Annotated in this window: 1 pseudogene; it reads right to left on the reverse strand. The window is 59.6% G+C overall.

Annotation, left to right across the window (positions count from 1 at the left end):
• Window positions 1-239: pseudogene (locus SB751_RS32160) on the reverse strand (2,4-dihydroxyacetophenone dioxygenase); the annotation flags it as partial.
• Window positions 240-260 lie beyond the last annotated feature (21 nt).

Below are 260 nucleotides of genomic sequence, written 5' to 3' on the forward strand. Positions count from 1 at the left end.
GGGTGATAGTGGCGGTTCACGAGCCCGGCTTCCTTCGCCATCAGGATGTCGCACCACTTGTTCTGCGACGGCGAGATCCATAGCGGCCGCGATGAAACCGTTTCGGTGAACGGAACGTAAAGGCGCTCGTCGTCGCTGGCCGCGTTCGGGATGTAAGCTTCCGGCAGCGCATCGGGCTTGAACGGATTGGCAATCGGCGCGATGTTTTGCCAGAATTCGGATACGGCTTTGTCGACCACGGTGTGTCTCCTTGTCGTTGG

Origin of the sequence: Cupriavidus sp. SIMBA_020 (assembly GCF_046535395.1) — a bacterium.
In the GTDB taxonomy this organism is placed as follows: domain Bacteria; phylum Pseudomonadota; class Gammaproteobacteria; order Burkholderiales; family Burkholderiaceae; genus Cupriavidus; species Cupriavidus campinensis.